The 14,833-nt window shown below is 69.5% G+C and carries 16 protein-coding genes, 1 tRNA gene, 1 pseudogene and 1 riboswitch; of the genes and pseudogenes, 10 read left to right on the top strand and 8 right to left on the bottom strand.

The features are described from left to right. The first annotated feature begins 3 nt into the window (after window positions 1–3). Window positions 4–855 (top strand): formyltetrahydrofolate deformylase, encoded by an 852-nt coding sequence (purU, locus tag QMX80_RS04505; RefSeq protein WP_282275518.1) that lies wholly within the window; start codon window positions 4–6, stop codon window positions 853–855. Between the two features lie 134 nt (window positions 856–989). On the opposite strand, the gene pncA is transcribed toward purU, so the two are convergent. Continuing rightward, window positions 990–1,613 (bottom strand): bifunctional nicotinamidase/pyrazinamidase, encoded by a 624-nt coding sequence (gene pncA / locus QMX80_RS04500; RefSeq protein ID WP_055766802.1) that lies wholly within the window; start codon window positions 1,611–1,613, stop codon window positions 990–992. Between the two features lie 136 nt (window positions 1,614–1,749). On the opposite strand from pncA, the gene QMX80_RS04495 reads away from it, so the two are divergent. After that, window positions 1,750–2,442: an MgtC/SapB family protein gene (locus tag QMX80_RS04495; protein ID WP_055766799.1), complete on the top strand. Its 693-nt coding sequence runs from the start codon at window positions 1,750–1,752 to the stop codon at window positions 2,440–2,442. A gap of 36 nt (window positions 2,443–2,478) precedes the next feature. Here QMX80_RS04495 and QMX80_RS04490 read toward each other — a convergent pair. Next, window positions 2,479–2,949, bottom strand: a pseudogene (locus QMX80_RS04490) (5-methyltetrahydropteroyltriglutamate--homocysteine S-methyltransferase); the annotation flags it as partial. A gap of 53 nt (window positions 2,950–3,002) precedes the next feature. After that, window positions 3,003–3,230: riboswitch (cobalamin riboswitch) on the bottom strand. Between the two features lie 81 nt (window positions 3,231–3,311). Further along, entirely contained in the window at window positions 3,312–3,644 is a 333-nt protein-coding gene (locus QMX80_RS04485) for an SMR family transporter (protein WP_055766793.1), read from the bottom strand. A 160-nt stretch (window positions 3,645–3,804) separates the two neighbouring features. Between QMX80_RS04485 and dusA the strand changes: the two genes are divergently transcribed. The 4 genes from dusA (at window position 3,805) to QMX80_RS04465 (ending at window position 7,565) form a co-directional block, all read left to right on the top strand. Continuing rightward, window positions 3,805–4,809 (top strand): tRNA dihydrouridine(20/20a) synthase DusA, encoded by a 1,005-nt coding sequence (gene dusA / locus QMX80_RS04480; RefSeq protein WP_282275517.1) that lies wholly within the window; start codon window positions 3,805–3,807, stop codon window positions 4,807–4,809. Window positions 4,810–4,993: 184 nt separating this feature from the next. Continuing rightward, complete coding sequence (locus QMX80_RS04475) at window positions 4,994–5,362, top strand: hypothetical protein (RefSeq protein ID WP_282275516.1); 369 nt, start codon at window positions 4,994–4,996, stop codon at window positions 5,360–5,362. Window positions 5,363–5,432: 70 nt separating this feature from the next. Continuing rightward, window positions 5,433–6,116 (top strand): response regulator transcription factor, encoded by a 684-nt coding sequence (locus QMX80_RS04470; RefSeq protein WP_004136763.1) that lies wholly within the window; start codon window positions 5,433–5,435, stop codon window positions 6,114–6,116. 24 nt (window positions 6,117–6,140) lie between these two features. Then, window positions 6,141–7,565, top strand: coding sequence for an ATP-binding protein (locus tag QMX80_RS04465; RefSeq protein ID WP_282275563.1), 1,425 nt, complete (start codon window positions 6,141–6,143; stop codon window positions 7,563–7,565). A gap of 88 nt (window positions 7,566–7,653) precedes the next feature. Here the strand turns inward: QMX80_RS04465 and QMX80_RS04460 are convergent, their stop codons facing one another. Further along, window positions 7,654–8,457 (bottom strand): M90 family metallopeptidase, encoded by an 804-nt coding sequence (locus tag QMX80_RS04460; protein ID WP_282275515.1) that lies wholly within the window; start codon window positions 8,455–8,457, stop codon window positions 7,654–7,656. Beyond that, entirely contained in the window at window positions 8,424–8,711 is a 288-nt protein-coding gene (locus tag QMX80_RS04455) for a hypothetical protein (protein ID WP_082443552.1), read from the bottom strand. The genes QMX80_RS04460 and QMX80_RS04455 overlap by 34 nt, the downstream gene beginning before the upstream one ends. Before the next feature lie 128 nt (window positions 8,712–8,839). Between QMX80_RS04455 and birA the strand changes: the two genes are divergently transcribed. From birA to QMX80_RS04435, 4 genes are all read left to right on the top strand, one after another. Continuing rightward, window positions 8,840–9,805, top strand: coding sequence for a bifunctional biotin--[acetyl-CoA-carboxylase] ligase/biotin operon repressor BirA (gene birA / locus QMX80_RS04450; protein WP_282275514.1), 966 nt, complete (start codon window positions 8,840–8,842; stop codon window positions 9,803–9,805). Beyond that, on the top strand, window positions 9,802–10,539 hold the full coding sequence (locus tag QMX80_RS04445; RefSeq protein WP_282275512.1) for a type III pantothenate kinase: 738 nt from the start codon (window positions 9,802–9,804) through the stop codon (window positions 10,537–10,539). The genes birA and QMX80_RS04445 overlap by 4 nt, the downstream gene beginning before the upstream one ends. Before the next feature lie 9 nt (window positions 10,540–10,548). After that, entirely contained in the window at window positions 10,549–11,313 is a 765-nt protein-coding gene (locus QMX80_RS04440; protein WP_282275510.1) for an SPOR domain-containing protein, read from the top strand. 42 nt (window positions 11,314–11,355) lie between these two features. Beyond that, a tRNA-Thr gene (locus QMX80_RS04435) sits at window positions 11,356–11,431 on the top strand. A 253-nt stretch (window positions 11,432–11,684) separates the two neighbouring features. Here the strand turns inward: QMX80_RS04435 and QMX80_RS04430 are convergent. The 3 genes from QMX80_RS04430 to QMX80_RS04420 form a co-directional block, all read right to left on the bottom strand. Next, window positions 11,685–12,734 carry a hypothetical protein gene (locus QMX80_RS04430; RefSeq protein ID WP_282275508.1) on the bottom strand — a complete coding sequence of 350 codons (1,050 nt, stop codon included), beginning with the start codon at window positions 12,732–12,734 and terminating at the stop codon, window positions 11,685–11,687. Window positions 12,735–13,154: 420 nt separating this feature from the next. After that, window positions 13,155–13,955, bottom strand: coding sequence for a hypothetical protein (locus QMX80_RS04425; protein ID WP_273081196.1), 801 nt, complete (start codon window positions 13,953–13,955; stop codon window positions 13,155–13,157). An 86-nt stretch (window positions 13,956–14,041) separates the two neighbouring features. Continuing rightward, on the bottom strand, window positions 14,042–14,764 hold the full coding sequence (locus QMX80_RS04420) for a hypothetical protein (RefSeq protein ID WP_273081194.1): 723 nt from the start codon (window positions 14,762–14,764) through the stop codon (window positions 14,042–14,044). Window positions 14,765–14,833 lie beyond the last annotated feature (69 nt).

Genomic DNA, 14,833 nt, shown 5'->3' with positions numbered 1-14,833 from the left:
GCGATGCGCCCCGACTACATCCTCACGCTTTCCTGCCCGGACCGTACCGGCATCGTCTACCGCGTTTCCGGCCTGCTGTTCGAGGCCGGCTGCAACATCCTCGACGCCCAGCAGTTCGGCGACGAGGAGAGCGGCCGCTTCTTCCTGCGCGTGCACTTCGACATGGCCGCGGCCGGCGAGGAGCCCGCCGTGCGCGAGCGCCTGCGGCGGCTTGGCACGGAGTTCGCGATGGACTGGCAACTGCACGACGCCCGCCGCCGCGCGCGCCTGCTGGTGCTGGTCAGCAAGCAGGGCCATTGCCTCAACGACCTGTTGTTCCGCGCCCACAGCCGGCAGCTGAAGGTGGACATCGCCGCAGTGGCCTCCAACCACGGCGACTTCGCCGCGCTGGCCGGTTCCTATGGCGTGCCGTTCCAGCACCTGCCGGTGGACGCGGAAAACCGCGCGCAACAGGAGCGGCAGATCCTGGATCTGGTCGAACGCGAAAACATCGACCTGGTGGTGCTGGCGCGCTACATGCAGATCCTCTCGCCGCAGCTGTGCCAGGCATTGGCCGGGCGCGCGATCAACATCCACCACAGCTTCCTGCCCAGCTTCAAGGGCGCCCAGCCCTACCACCAGGCGCACGCGCGCGGGGTCAAGATCATCGGCGCCACCGCGCACTACGTCACCAGCGACCTGGACGAGGGCCCGATCATCGAGCAGGACGTGGCCCGCGTGGACCACGCCATGACGCCGCGCGACCTGGTGCGGCTGGGCAGCGATACCGAATCACTGGTGCTGGCCCGCGCGGTGCGGCGCCATGTCGAGCACCGCATCCTGCTCAACGGCCACCGCACGGTGGTGTTCCGCTGAGCCGCAGGAGCGGGTGAAGAGGAGCGGGAAACGAGAAACGAGAAACGAGAAATGAGAAATGAGAAACGGAAGCGAGCCCGGCATCGTTTTTCGCACGCGGAAACGTCAAGCAAGGGCAGCGCTTCCGCTTTTTCTCACTTCTCTATTTCTATCCCCGCCTCGACCAGCGCGATGCGCGTGGTTTCATCGTTGTCGGCCGACACCGGCCGGGTCAGTTCCCACAGGAAGCGCACGCGGAAGCCGCTGATGGCCGCGTCCTGCGCGCTCCACAGCACGCAGTAGTCGCGCGCCAGCCCGCACACGTGCACCTCGGCGATGCCGCGCTCGTGCAGCCAGCCGGCCAGACCGGTCGCCGGGCGGTCGCCCTGCGGACCGAAGTTCTCGCGGAACGCGCTGTACGAATCCACCTGCCGGTCAGTGCCTTTGCGCAGGATCAGGTCGGCGCTGCTCCAGTCCACCTGCGGGTGCAGCGCCGCGCCCGCGCTGCCCTGCACGCAATGGTCCGGCCACAGCGTCTGCGCATGGCCATGCAGTTCGATCGATTCGAACGGCCTGCGACCCGCGTGCCGGCTGGCGAACGAGGCATGGTCGGCCGGGTGCCAGTCCTGCGTGGCAACGACGGTGGCGTAGCGGCGCTGCGCCAGCAGCGCGGCGATGCCCGGCACGATGGCATCGCCCTGGTGGCAGGGCAGCGCGCCGCCGGGCATGAAATCGGGTTGCAGGTCGATCACCAGCAGGGCTGTGTCATTGCCGTACATCGCAGGTTCCGGTGCGGGGAGCCCTGGAGTGTAACGCCGCGCCGTCCGGTGCCGGTCCGGAGCGTTCACGACGCGATGCGGCACGGCGCGCGCGACGGCCTACACTGCGGCAACGGCAAGCGATGGGGAGGCGGCAATGATCCAGTGGTGGGAACTCGGCCTGCGGCTGCTGCTGGCGGCCCTGCTCGGCGCGGTGATCGGCATCAACCGCGGGCGCCTGGAGTGGGCGGCGGGCCTGCGTACGCACATGCTCGTGTGCGTGGGTTCCGCGTTGGCGATCATCGTGTCCGCGTTCGGCTTCTTCGACGTGCTGGGGCATCCCAACGTCCAGCTTGATCCCTCGCGCATCGCCGCGCAGGTGGTCAGCGGCGTCGGCTTCCTCGGCGCCGGCACCATCCTGTTCCTGCAGCGCGAGCAGGTGATCCGTGGCCTGACCACGGCGGCGGGGTTGTGGGCGGTGGCCTCGGTCGGCCTGGCCGCGGGCTCCGGCCTGTACGCGGCGGCGATCATGGCCACGGCGCTGCTGTGGGCGATCCTGGCGCTGCTCAAGCCGCTGGAGCAGCGCTATCTGCGCCGCCGCGCGCGCAGCGGCCGGCTGCGCCTGCGCGTGGCGCTGGGCACGCCGCTGGCCCGGGTCGAAACGGCGGCCAGCGACGCCGGCCTGCCGGTGAAGCGTATCACCCTGCGCCCGCGCGAGCAGGACAACGACATCGTCGACATCGACTGCGACCCGCCGCTGCCGCGCGAACAGATGCTGGCCAAGGCCGAGCAGCTGGGCCGCGTCGAAGGCGTGGTGTCGGTGGAACTGCCGGGGCTGGCCGTCGGCTGACCGCGGGGGCCCGGCGCCGGGCCTCCGTGGCGTCCATCAGGCCGCGGAGAGTTCACCGCGCAGCACCTGCGCCGCTTCCAGCATCGCCTCCAGCGCGGCGCGGGTCTTCAGGCCGCAGTCCGGGTTCACCCACGGCTTTTCCGCCGGCAGTACCCCGGCGACCCTGCGCAGCAGCTCGACCCTCTCGGTGCGCTCGGGTATGCGCGGGGAATGGATGTCGTACATGCCTGGCCCGGCCTGGTTGGGAGAGTCGAAGCGCGCGAACGCATCGAGCAGCTCCATGCGCGAGCGCGAGGTCTCGATCGGGATCACGTCCGCACCCAGCGCCGCCGCCGAATCTATGATGTCGTTGAACTGCGCGTAGCGCATGTAGGTATGGATCCGGGTGGCGTCGGCCACGCCGCTGGCGGCGATGCGGAAGGCCTCCGCCGCCCACGCCCGATACGGCCGCCGCTGCGCCTTGCGCAACGGCAGGCCCTCGCGCAACGCCGGTTCGTCGATCTGGATGCGCGGACGGTTCCGGCCGCCTCCCCGCGGAGACGCCAGGTCGAAACAGGAGGCGACGCGCCTCCAGCCCAGGCCGGTATTCGGGCTGATGGACATGGACGCGGCTGCGTCCGCCTGGTGGCCGTCGCTTCCCGGGCGTTGGGCCCAGTGCCCGGTGACGGCGGTCGTTTCCATTCACCGCTGCGGGGCAGCTCCGGAGTGGCGGGCCTTGCGGGCGCGCTTCACCGGACTACCGTTTAATTCCATTCCTTTATTCGAATAAAGAGACGGGTGAAATCGGCGCGCTCACGACAGGCAGGTGCGCAGCGGCGGTCAAGCCGCGCCGCGGCATGGATCCGGAAGGCGAAGGGGGATGCCGCGGCTCAGTGCACGGTCGCGCGCGAGAACACGTTGATGACCACCACGCCGGCGCAGATCAGGGCGATGCCGAGCAGGGCCGGCAGATCCAGTTTCTGCCTGAACACGACCAGGCCTATCAGCGAGATCAGCACGATGCCCACTCCGGACCAGATCGCATAGGCGATGCCGGTGGGGACCGACTTCATCACCATCGACAGCAGCCAGAAGCACAGGCCGTAGCCGGCCAGCGAGCCCAGTGTCGGCCACAGCCGGCTCATGCCGTCGGAGGCCTTGAGCAGGGAGGTGGCGATGACTTCCAGGACGATGGCGCAGGCGAGCAGGACATAGGCGTTCATGGGCCTATTTTCGCCTGCCACGGCGCCGCGTGCCTCGCCACGCCTGCCCGCCTGCACCGGCCCGGGAGCGGCCCTGTTCAGGCGCTTCGTTTACCCTTGGCATCCCTGTGCCGCCCTCCGGCCGCAGGCGAAGCCGATGCCACGCCCGGAAGAATCCGTTTTGCAGCCGAACCACGACTCGCGCCATGCCGCCTCCCTGCGCCTGTCCGTCGCCCCGATGATGGACTGGACGGACACCCATTGCCGGGTGTTCCACCGCATCCTCGCGCCGGGTGCGCGGCTCTATACCGAGATGGTGCACGCCAACGCGGTGATCCATGGCGACCGCCGGCGGCTGCTGGGTTTCGACGCCAGCGAGCATCCGCTCGCGCTGCAGCTGGGCGGCAGCGACCCGGCATTGCTGGCGCAGGCCGCGCGCATCGCCGCCGACTGGGGCTACGACGAGGTCAACCTCAACTGCGGCTGCCCGTCCGACCGCGTGCAGGCCGGCCGTTTCGGCGCCTGCCTGATGCGCGAGCCGGAACTGGTGGGCGAGTGCGTGGCGGCGATGGCTTCGGCGGTGGACATCCCGGTCACGGTGAAGTGCCGGCTGGGGGTGGACGATGACGACGACTACGCCGCCTTCGCCGCCTTCGTCGACCGCCAGGTACAGGCCGGCGCGGCGATGGTCGTCGTACACGCGCGCAACGCCTGGCTGAAAGGCCTGTCGCCCAAGGAGAACCGCGAGATCCCGCCACTGCGCTACGACTGGGCTTACCGGCTCAAGGCCGTGCGCCCGGCGCTGCCGGTGGTGCTCAACGGCGGCCTGGCCACGGTGGAAGCGGCGCAGGCGCAGATGGCCCACGTCGATGGGGTGATGCTTGGCCGTGCCGCCTACCACGACCCCTACGTGCTGCATGCGCTGGAAGCGGCGCAGACCGGTGCCCCGCTGCGCAGCCGCGAGGAGCTGCTGGAACGGATGCGCCCCTATGTCGAGGCCCGCCTGCAGGAGGGGCTGGCGCTCAAGCACATCACCCGGCATCTGCTCGGGCTGTACCACGGCCAGCCGGGCGGCCGCGGCTTCCGCAAGGTGCTGAGCGAAGGCGCCCATCGTCCCGGCGCGGACTGGTCGCTGGTCGAGCAGGCCGTGCAGGTCACCCGGGAGCAGGCGGCGCACGCGGCCTGAGCTCGGCCCCATTCATTTTGCTCATGTAGCTGAACGAAGCGGGCCGCGGGCGGGGAGAGTTCAGATCGGATTCACCCCTAAAAATCAAGAATTTGCCTCGATTTCGTGAGGGTCACGCGAATCCCGCCGAGGACCCGTTTTCACGGATTTTGAACGAACCGTCGCAGTTCGATAGGATCACCCCATGCTTCCGGCTCCGCGTCACATTCTGGTCCTCGCCGTTGCCGCCGCTTTCGCGGCCGGTTCGCCGATGGCGGGAGCCTGGGCGCAGGACATCCGGCAGGAGCCGGCGCGCGGCGAGCGGGAAGTGCCGCGGCCGCGCATGCAGGACAACGTGGGATCGCTTTCCGATGCGGTACGGCGCGTCCAGCGCGAGACCGGCGGGCGCATCCTGGGCGCCGAGCGGGTGCCTTACGATGGCCGCGACATCAACCGCGTCAAATACATGGATGAGCGCGGCCGCGTGCGTTACATGGACGACGCGCCGCCGCCGCCGCGCGCGCCGCGGGCGCCCCGGCAGGTCGAGCAGCCACCACGCGGCGATAACCCCTGAACAGCGATAGTCGTCCCGCAATCCGCACACACATGCCGGTGATGGCCGGCCAAGCAACTAGGGAGAGTTCATGCGTATCCTTCTGGTCGAAGACGAAGCCCCGCTGCGCGAGACCCTGGCAGCCCGGCTCAAGCGCGAAGGCTTTGCCGTCGACGCTGCGCAGGATGGCGAGGAAGGCCTGTACATGGGCCGCGAGGTGCCGTTCGACGTCGGCATCATCGATCTGGGCCTGCCCAAGATGTCGGGCATGGAGCTGATCAAGGCACTGCGCGACGAGGGCAAGAAGTTCCCGGTGCTGATCCTGACCGCGCGTTCGAGCTGGCAGGACAAGGTCGAGGGCCTGAAGCAGGGCGCCGACGATTACCTGGTCAAGCCGTTCCATGTCGAGGAGCTGCTGGCCCGCGTCAACGCGCTGCTGCGCCGCGCCGCCGGCTGGTCCAAGCCGACCCTGGAATGCGGCCCGGTCGCGCTGGACCTGGCCGCGCAGACGGTCAGCGTGGCCGGCAGCAATGTCGACCTGACCAGCTACGAGTACAAGGTGCTCGAGTACCTGATGATGCATGCCGGCGAACTGGTCTCCAAGGCCGACCTGACCGAGCACATCTACCAGCAGGACTTCGACCGCGATTCCAACGTGCTGGAAGTGTTCATCGGCCGCCTGCGCAAGAAGCTGGACCCGGACGGCGAGCTCAAGCCGATCGAAACCGTGCGCGGCCGCGGCTACCGCTTCGCCATCCCGCGCAACGAGGGCTGATCCGCCGCGCGCGGTACGGACATGATCTACGGCCGTCTGTGGTTTTTCCGGCGCTGGCGGCCGCGTTCGTTGCAGGCGCGCCAGCTGCTGGCCGCCTCGGTGGGCCTGGTGGCCTTCCTCGCGCTGGCCGGCTACGCGCTGGACGCGGCCTTCGCCGGCACCGCCCGCGCCAATCTCTCCGAGCGGCTGAAGAACTACGCCACCTCCTACGCGGCCGGCATCGACTTCACCCGCGACCGCTCGCTCTACATCCGCGAACAACCGCCGGATCCGCGCTTCGACGTGCCCGGCAGCGGCCTGTACCTGCAGGTGGTGATGCCGGGCCATTCCGGCAACTCCATGTCCGCCGAGGGGCCGATCCTGCCCGACGTCAGCGCGCGCATGCTCGAGCCGCGCGAGGAAACCTTCGAAGGCCCGCTGCCGATCACCCAGATCGACGGGACGCCCGGCGAGGTCTACCGCTACGGCATGGGCCTGGTATGGGGCGGCGACGGCACGCCCGAGACCGAATTCCCCTACACCATCTACGTGCTCGAGGACTCGCGCGCGCTGGGCAAGCAGCTGCGCGTGTTCCGCAGCGCGGTGTGGTTCTGGCTGGGCGTGACCGGCCTGATCCTGCTGCTGCTGCAGACTCTGGTGCTGCAGTGGAGCCTGCGCCCGCTCAAGCGCGTGATCAACGAACTGACCCGCGTGCAGCGCGGCGAGCGCGAGCGCATGAGCGAGATGCACCCGCGCGAGCTGGAACCGCTGACCGACAGCATCAACGCCTTCATCGAGAGCGAGCGCGAGAACCTCGAACGCCAGCGCAATACCCTGGCCGATCTCGCGCACAGCCTGAAGACGCCGATCGCGGTGCTGCGCACGCAGCTGGACAGCGGCGCCGGCGACAGCGCGCTGCGCGAGGAACTGGACGTGCAGCTGCAGCGCATGAACAACCTGGTGTCCTACCAGCTGGCGCGCGCGGCTTCGTCCGGGCACAAGCTGTTCTCCGCGCCGGTGCCGATCGAGGCCACCGCCGAGGACATCGTGCCGGGGCTGGAGAAGATCTACGCCAGCAAGGGCGTGCTGTGCGAGTTCGAGCTGGAGCCGGGCGTCAACTTCTACGGCGAGCCGGGCGACCTGCAGGAGCTGATGGGCAACCTGCTGGAAAACGCCTTCAAGTGGGCCAGGCGCCGCGTGCTGCTGACCGCGCGCTCGATTCCCTGCGCACCGGGGCGACGCGCCGGCCTGGTGCTGGCGGTGGACGACGACGGCCCCGGCATCGCCGAGGAGAACATCGCCAAGGTCCTGCAGCGCGGCGTGCGCGGCGACGAGCGCGTGCAGGGCCATGGCATCGGCCTGTCGATCGTGCAGGACCTGATCAAGGACTATCGCGGCGAACTGCAGGTCAAGCGGTCGCCCGAACTGGGCGGCGCGCGTTTTGAAGTGACCTTGCCGCCGGGGTTGTGATCCGGCGACCGGCCGGCCGCCCGCAGGAGCGGCTTCAGCCGCCAATGGGTTCTGCCGGGAATGCCGCCGTTCGCGACTGAAGCCGCTCCTACCGGCGTTCTGGCGGCAGCGCGGCGAACGGCGAAGGCCCGTAGAAACGGCGCAGGTGTCCGGCCACCTCCGGCATTTCCCGTTCCAGCAGCTGCGGGGCGGAGAAGTGGTATTCGGTGGTAACGGCGAAGAACTCCTCCGGCGCTTCGGCCGCGTAGGGATCGATCGCGGTGTCGCGGCCGGCGTCCACCTGCGCGCAGAAGGCGTCGTAGCTGCGCTGGAAATCGCGGGCCCATTGCCGTTGCCAGTCGCGCGGCAGCGGCGGCGTGCCGTCGAGCGCGCCGTCCAGTACATCGATCTTGTGCGCCATTTCGTGCACGGCCACGCAGAACCCGGACCACGGGTCGGCGATGTCGGCCTGCACGTCGGCCCACGACAGCAGCAGCGGACCGCTGTCCCAGGCCTCGCCGATCAGCTCGTCGTCCCATTCGTGCAGTACGCCGGCCGCGTCCATGTGGTTGCGGCGCACCCGGAACGCATCCGGATAAACCACCAGTTCGGACCAGCCCTGCAGGCCTTCCTGCCCGAATTCCAGCAGCGGCAGGCAGCACAGCGCGGCCAGCAGCAGGCGCTGGCCTTCATCCAGTTCCAGCCCGGCCACCGGGGTGATGGTCTTGCGTTGCAGGAAATGCGCCGCCAGCCCGCGCAGCCGCTCCTGGCGGTCGGCGTCCAGGGCTTGCAGCCACGGGCATGCCTGGCAGGTGTCCTGCCAGAGCGCTTCTTCCACGGGAGGGGGTTTGCGCCGCCAGCGGCGCAGCAACGACTGGATCAGCGGAACATACCGGGCAGGAGCCGGTGCCACTTCGGTGCGCGCAGCCGCGGGATGATCTCCTCGTCGCCGCCGCCGCCGGCCTGCTGCGGCGCCGGTATGGCGTGCTTGGGCTGGGACGGGGGAGCGGCGTTGGCCAGGTTCACCGACGCGGCGGGAACCGCCACGCGTTCCACTTCGCCCGGCGCATAGGTGCAGCCATTGCGGGCCGGGGTGTCGATAGCCTCCGCGGCATGCCCGGCCACGGGGGCCAGCAGCAGGATCAGGCAATGGGCGGTACGGCGCATCGTCGACATCCGGGGGCGGTTGAGCTCCCGATTCTAGCCTGCTTTTCCGGCCGGATTGGAAAGCCCCATGGGCGGCCCGGGCGCCTTCACGCATAATCGGCCGATCTGTTGCGATCAGAAGATCCGTCGTGGACGACCGTGAATTGCTGGCCAAGCTGGGCGAGGGCGCCTTTTCCGGCGACGCCCTGGCCCGTGGACTAGGCCAGACCCGGGCTGCCATCTGGAAGCGGATCCAGGGGTTGCGGGCGGCAGGCGTGGCCATCGAGGGCCGTGCCGGCGACGGTTACCGCCTGGCCCAGCCGCTGGAACTGCTGGACCGCACCCGCATCCTGGGGCAGCTCGCGCCCGATGTGGCGGCTTCGCTTGCGGTGCTGGAAATCGGCTGGACGGTGGGGTCGACCAACAGCGAATTGCTGCGGCGCAGCGCGCCTTTGCGCGGCGTCGAGGTACTGCTGGCCGAGCGCCAGACCGGGGGCCGCGGTCGCCGCGGCCGGCAGTGGGCCTCGCCGCTGGCCGCCAACATCTATCTGTCCGTGTCCCGGGCCTTTGCCGGCGGCCTGTCGCGCATGGGCGGGCTGAGCCTGGCGGCGGGCGTGGCGGTGGGCGAGGCGCTGCATACCCTTGGCTTCGCGGATGCGGGGCTGAAATGGCCCAACGACGTGCTGGTCGACGGCCGCAAGCTGGGCGGCCTGCTGGTGGAAGGCGGGGGCGAGTTCGCCGGGCCGGCGCGTGCGGTGATCGGGCTTGGCCTGAACGTGCGCATGCCCGCCAGCATCGCCGACGATATCACCCAGCCCTGGATCGACCTGGACACGCTGGCCGGCACACCGGTATCCCGCAACCGGGTGGTCGCGGCGCTGCTGGCGCATCTGTTGCCGGCGCTGGACCAGTTCGAACGGCGGGGTCTGGCGCCGTTCCTGCCACGGTACGCGGCGATGGACGTGCTGGCCGGACGGCCGGTGCGCGTGGAAGAGGCCGGTACCGTGCATGAGGGCTCCGCGCTTGGCCTGGCCGAGGACGGCGCATTGCGTGTTTCCATCGATGGCGGCGAACGCCATTTCCATGCCGGCGAAGTCAGCGTGAGGGCGCAATGAGCGACTGGCTGTTCGACCTGGGCAATTCGCGTTTCAAGTTCGCGCCGCTCGAAGGCGCCACCGCCGGCAGCGTGCAGGCATGGACGCATGGCGCCGAGGCCATGACCGCGACCGCGCTGGATGCCCTGCCGCGCGGCGATACGGCCTGGGTGGCCAGCGTCGCCGCGCCGGCCCTGACCGCGACGGTGATGGAGCTGCTGCATGCCCGTTTCGCGCGCGTGCAGGTGGCGCGGACCCTGCCGGCATGCGCGGGCGTCACCATCGCCTATGCGCGCCCGGAAAAATTCGGTGTCGACCGCTTCCTGGCCCTGCTCGCCGCGGCCGCCGCGCAACAGCCGGTACTGGTGGCCGGGGTGGGCACGGCGCTGACCATCGACCTGATGGACGCGGATGGCCGGCATCTGGGCGGGCGCATCGGCGCCTCGCCCACGGTCATGCGCGAGGCCCTGCACGCGCGTGCCATGCAGCTGCCGGCACGCGGCGGCGACTATGCGGAATTCGCCAACGACACCGCCGACGCGCTGGCGTCGGGATGCGACGGCGCGGCGGTGGCGCTGGTCGAACGCAGCCTGCGCCATGGCGCCGACCTGCTCGGCGCCGCGCCGGTGCTGGTGATGCACGGCGGCGGCGCGGCCCCGCTGTTGCCGCTGCTGCCGGATGCGCAGTACCGGCCGGCCCTGGTGCTGGATGGCCTGGCGCGCTGGGCCGTGCACCAGCGGGCGCCGGGAGGCTAGGATCGCCCCATGCTGATTCGCTTCCTCATCGTCGCACTGGCCATCCTCAACCTCGGCGTCGCGTTGTGGTGGATGACGCCGCGCGCGGCGCCGGCGATGGCGCCCGAGGCACTCGAGGCCGGTGTGGCCACGCTGGAACTGGTTCCCGTCGAGGCGGTGGAAACGTCGGCCGCGGCAGTGCCGGAATCGCCGCCCGCAACGGCTGCAACGCCGCTAGCCGTGCAGGTCGATGCGCGGGCGGATGCCGGCAAGCCCGTGGCCGCGACGGCTCCCGCAGCGGCGCAGCCCGTCGCGGCAACGCCGCCCCGTCCGCAGCGGTGTTCCAGTTTCGGGCCGTTCGAGAGCCGGGAACAGGCACAGGCGGCCGCGACCACGCTGGGAGCGGACCTGGTCCGCTCGCAGCCGCGCGAGGTGCCGCCAAGGGCGGCGACCGGCTATCGCGTCCTCATTCCGCCGGCAGCCAGCCGCGAGGAAGCGCAGGCCACGGTCAAGCGCATCGTGGACGCCGGCATCAACGACTACTTCATCATCGCCCAGGGCGACGACGCCAACGCGGTAGCGCTGGGCCAGTACCGCAACCGCGAAGGCGCCGAGCGGCGCCTTGCCGCGCTGGCGGCGGCTGGCTTCACGGCACGTATCGTCGGCAATGGTGCGGAGGCTGCCGACAGCTGGTGGCTGGATGCGGCCTATGCCGATACCGCCAGCGCGGAGGACCTGCTCAAGCGCAGCGGTGCCGCGCAGCGGCAATCGCTGGAGTGCGCCCGCCTGCGCTAGAATGCCGCGCGGGCGCATCGCGAATGCGCCGCGAGGACCATCGCCGCTTTAGCTCAGTCGGTAGAGCAACTGTCTTGTAAACAGTAGGTCATCCGTTCGATTCGGATAAGCGGCACCACAAGAAGCGCGCGGAAATCCCTTGAAAACAGGGGTTTCAAAGAAAAAGGCCAGCGACGTACGCTGGCCTTTTCCGTTCTGCCGGGGAAGCAATCCTTGTCGATCGCTTCATGGCGCCTGCGGGCAGATCCTGGCATGAGCCGCGATCTTGTCGGGACGAGGGCCGCGCTTGACCAGTATCCGCTGCTGCTGCGCCAGCATGGCCTTGCACTCATGTCCGGGAGCGGCGGACCGGCGTCCACGCACGCGGATTCTCACTGTGGCTTGTAGCCCAGCACCACGAAGCTGTCCGGATGGAAGGACGGCGTGGGTGCCTTGCCGTCCGCATCGGGGGCGCCGAAGGTCGCGTCGGCGGTCACCAGGTACACGCGGCCATCGCGTTCGTCGATCTGCATCGTCCGCGCCTGCGGGCGCGTCTGCACGTTGCCGAGCAGCCGATAGCTGTCCGGGCCTTCCTGGCGGATCACGGTCAGGCTGGCGTCGCCTCCGTTGGAGGTGAGGATCAGGCCGCGCTTCTCGTCCACGGCCATGCCGTCGATGCCCTTGCCGATCGGGATGCTCGCAAGCTGGTGGCCGCTGCGCGCATCGAGTGCGATGAAGCGCGGCGCGTCGCCGCGGCAGCCGATCAGGATGCGGTCGTGGCTGGCCTGGTACTCGACCGCCACCACCTGCTCGCAGTCGATCGGCCAGCGCGCCTGCTCGGCGAGCGTGCGCGAGTCGAGCTTGAGCAGGAGGTTGTCGTAGCGTGCCGGCGCATAGAGCGCGCCCTTTCCGTCGGGGGCCGGGTCGTCCATCTTCTTGAACGGGAACGCCGTCCTGCCCAGCGGCTTGCCGGTGGCGGCGTCGAGCGTGAACCAGGTCGATTCGGCCGCGCGTGCGCCCACCACGGCATGGATGCGCCGGGTGGCCGGATCGAACACGACCCCATTGAGTCCGCCGTCGTCGGCCAGCCTGATCCTGTCGATGACCTTCAGCGACTTCAGTTCGAAGCTGAGCAGCGAGCCATCGGTCATCGCGACGTAGCCGCGGTCGAACTGCGGCAGCAGCAGCGGACCATTGGCGCCGACCGAATTCTCCACCGTCGCCAGCACCTTGCGGGTATCGACGTCGAAGACCGTCAGCCCATCCTTGCGGCGCGCCATGAACAGGCGCGAGCCATGCGGTTCCAGCCGGATGTAGTCCCAGTCGGTGTCCGTGCTGGGAAGCCGGGTGGTGTTTTCGAGCTGGTAGAGCGTGTCGCCGGCGGTGGCGGGAAACGCGGCGCCGGCAGCGAGCAGCAGGGCGAAGCGGGTGCGCAGGTGCATGGTCCATCCCCGATGGGTGTCGGGCGATGATTGCGCCGCGTTGCTGACAAGCCGCTGTCATCGGCCATGGGAACCCGCAAGCGATCTACCCGTTGCCGTGGGCAAGCCCGGCTTCGCCGTGGGTATCAGCCTGTCGACGGAACGCGTGCGTGTCGTGGATGGCGGACTTCCTTGCCGTGGATACCGCGCATGGTCCCGATACGCCGCATCGAACGGTCGCCTCCGGCTCCGCGCCTTCGACGAAGGCGGCTGGCCTGCCTGCGGTCCACGCTGGTCGCGGGCGGCGCTGCGGCGCATGGCCTGGCGGTTGCGCCTGATGCGGCATCCGGCCCGGACGCGGCAACGGCCAGACAAGGAAGCCCGGCACTGGCGTCCCAGTGCCGGGCTTCGGAGCGCATCCCAGGGGGAGGATGTGCCGGATTACGGTGCCGGCCTGGCGTAGGACTCGTTGAAGTCGCGGCGCATGGTCTTCTTGTCGACGTTCAGGCGCGCCCATTCCGGGTACGGGCCGGACAGCAGCAGCGCCTTGTACGGGTCCTTGACCGATGCCTTGCGGTCGAACTCGGCCTGATTGGCGTATTCGGTGACCAGGAACGCGCGCGGGTTCTTCAGGTCGCCGCTGGCCTCGCGCTCCAGGTACATCGTGTAGCGGGTCATGATGCCGGAGTGGTACTGGTTGTCCATGTTCGGGTCGATGTAGTCCTGCGAGTACTCCTTGTAGGCCTGCGGCGACACGAAGGTTTCGTACTGGCTGACGACGTAGACCGACTGGTCCGGATTGTTCTTCCTGCTGACGCGCTCGGTCATGACATCGACGCGGCTGCTGAGCACGTCGGGGCCGAGGTCGGCGGCCGGGCCGGCCTTCCACTGCTCGTAGGCCGCTTCGCTGGGGAACTTCACGATCGCCAGTTCATCGAAACCGGAGCCATAGCCGGGCTTTTCCTCGAACGCGTATTCCTTCACCACGCGCACTTCCGAGGCGATGCCTTCGTCCTTCAGCGCGCGCAGCTTCTGCGCGAAACCGGCCGGTGCGGCCTTGCCCGGCGGCGCCCAGACGATGACGTTGGCCGGTTCCGCGGCGGCGGCCGTCGCGGCTGGCGGAGTGGCGGCCTGGGCGGCTGCCGGTGCGGCGGTTTCCTGCTTGCCGCAGGCGACCAGCGCCATGCACGCCAGCGCGATGCCGAATACCTGGGTGGCCCGGGCTTTGACTTGGTGGTTCATCTTCTTCTCCATTTGCAACGAGAGGTTCCGGCTCCGCGCCATTGCGGGCAAGGCCGGATTCCCGTCCCGAAGGACGAGAGCGGGGGTCAGTGCGCCGGCACGGCCAGCGTCCAGCTCTGGGTGGTACGCAGTTCTTCCTTCAGCGCGGACTGGCGCGCGTATTCCTTGTCCGCGCGGGCGATGTCCTCGCTGAGCCTGGCCTTGATCGGCTCGGCTTCCTGCTCGGTCTTCGCATCGGTGTACTCGAGCACCAGCAGGGCGCGGCCGCCGGCGTTGCGCTCCAGGTACATCGCGTAGCGGGTGAGGATGCCGTTGTCGACCTGCGAGTCCAGGTATTTGGTCAGGTAGCCATCGACCCACGCCTGCATCGCCTCGCGCGGCGAGTTGAGGCTGTAGTAGCTGATCTTGTACATGGGCTTCGCGTTGGCCGCCGGCGCCTTGCCGCCCTGGGTCATCACGTCGGCGATGGACAGCTGCAGCGGCGCAGCCAGCGCGGTGGCGTTGGCCTGCTGCCATGCCGTCATCTGCGCCTGGCCGCCGAAATGCAGCGTGGCCATCGAGCCGAAGCCGGAGGGCTTGTCGCGCTTGAGGCTGTCCACCCACACCACGTTGTCGCGGCCGAGCGCCTTGCGCCATGCCTCCACCTGGGAAGAAAGTGCGGCCGGGTGCGCGCTGCCTTCCGGCACCACCACCACCATGTCCGCGGCCGCGCGGCCGGGGCCGGCGAAGGCGGGGGCGGCGCACAGCGCCAGGGCGAGCAGCGGCGCGTGCAGCAGGCCGGCGCAGGATCGGTTTTTTGCTTTCATCATGGGTTTCACCGTTGGAATGCGGGGAATCGCATCGGGGGTGGCGTGGTGCCGGACGACGAGGGCCGGCAC

Source organism: Stenotrophomonas sp. PS02297, from assembly GCF_029959705.1.
Lineage (GTDB): Bacteria > Pseudomonadota > Gammaproteobacteria > Xanthomonadales > Xanthomonadaceae > Stenotrophomonas > Stenotrophomonas nitritireducens.
Note: the sequence above shows the minus strand (reverse complement) of the source record. Positions and strands in the feature narration are given on the sequence as shown.

What these genes read in the sequence shown, in the direction of transcription:
- QMX80_RS04485 (WP_055766793.1), bottom strand. Translation starts at nt 3,644, where the DNA reads ATGAACGCCTATGTCCTGCTCGCCTGCGCCATCGTCCTGGAAGTCATC.
- QMX80_RS04445 (WP_282275512.1), top strand. Translation starts at nt 9,802, where the DNA reads ATGAGCGACTGGCTGTTCGACCTGGGCAATTCGCGTTTCAAGTTCGCG.
- QMX80_RS04455 (WP_082443552.1), bottom strand. Translation starts at nt 8,711, where the DNA reads ATGCGCCGTACCGCCCATTGCCTGATCCTGCTGCTGGCCCCCGTGGCC.
- QMX80_RS04420 (WP_273081194.1), bottom strand. Translation starts at nt 14,764, where the DNA reads ATGATGAAAGCAAAAAACCGATCCTGCGCCGGCCTGCTGCACGCGCCG.
- QMX80_RS04430 (WP_282275508.1), bottom strand. Translation starts at nt 12,734, where the DNA reads ATGCACCTGCGCACCCGCTTCGCCCTGCTGCTCGCTGCCGGCGCCGCG.
- QMX80_RS04425 (WP_273081196.1), bottom strand. Translation starts at nt 13,955, where the DNA reads ATGAACCACCAAGTCAAAGCCCGGGCCACCCAGGTATTCGGCATCGCG.
- QMX80_RS04470 (WP_004136763.1), top strand. Translation starts at nt 5,433, where the DNA reads ATGCGTATCCTTCTGGTCGAAGACGAAGCCCCGCTGCGCGAGACCCTG.
- purU (WP_282275518.1), top strand. Translation starts at nt 4, where the DNA reads ATGCGCCCCGACTACATCCTCACGCTTTCCTGCCCGGACCGTACCGGC.
- QMX80_RS04440 (WP_282275510.1), top strand. Translation starts at nt 10,549, where the DNA reads ATGCTGATTCGCTTCCTCATCGTCGCACTGGCCATCCTCAACCTCGGC.
- QMX80_RS04495 (WP_055766799.1), top strand. Translation starts at nt 1,750, where the DNA reads ATGATCCAGTGGTGGGAACTCGGCCTGCGGCTGCTGCTGGCGGCCCTG.
- pncA (WP_055766802.1), bottom strand. Translation starts at nt 1,613, where the DNA reads ATGTACGGCAATGACACAGCCCTGCTGGTGATCGACCTGCAACCCGAT.
- QMX80_RS04475 (WP_282275516.1), top strand. Translation starts at nt 4,994, where the DNA reads ATGCTTCCGGCTCCGCGTCACATTCTGGTCCTCGCCGTTGCCGCCGCT.